Annotated in this window: 1 protein-coding gene; it reads right to left on the bottom strand. The window is 61.3% G+C overall.

Going from position 1 to position 326, the window contains the following annotated elements:
* Positions 1 to 326, bottom strand: a 326-nt coding sequence (locus tag SB765_RS28655; RefSeq protein ID WP_410932361.1) for a UvrD-helicase domain-containing protein, incomplete at both ends; no start/stop codon positions are given.

Genomic DNA, 326 nt, shown 5'->3' with positions numbered 1-326 from the left:
ACGGGTTGTCATCGGCCTCGCGGAACAGGAATGCACCCCGCCCCATTTCACGCGCCTCGGCCTGCAGGAACACCTGGTTGACCGCCGCAACCATGGCTTTGCTGGAGCGGTAGTTGGTGTCCAGGCTGTGCAGGCGGCCGCTGGTGGCGCGCCGCGCAGCAAGGTAGGTGTAAATGTCGGCACCCCGGAAGGCGTAAATTGCCTGCTTGGGGTCACCGATCATGAACAGGCCGGTTTGTGCACGGTTTTCGCTGATCTGGTAAATGCGCTCGAAAATACCGTACTGCACCGGGTCGGTGTCCTGGAATTCGTCGATCAGCGCAACC

Origin of the sequence: Pseudomonas sp. SIMBA_067 (assembly GCF_046534675.1) — a bacterium.
Classification (GTDB): Bacteria; Pseudomonadota; Gammaproteobacteria; order Pseudomonadales; family Pseudomonadaceae; genus Aquipseudomonas; species Aquipseudomonas putida.
The sequence above is the reverse complement of the archived record's forward strand: the minus strand, read 5'-3'. Positions and strand labels throughout refer to the sequence as shown.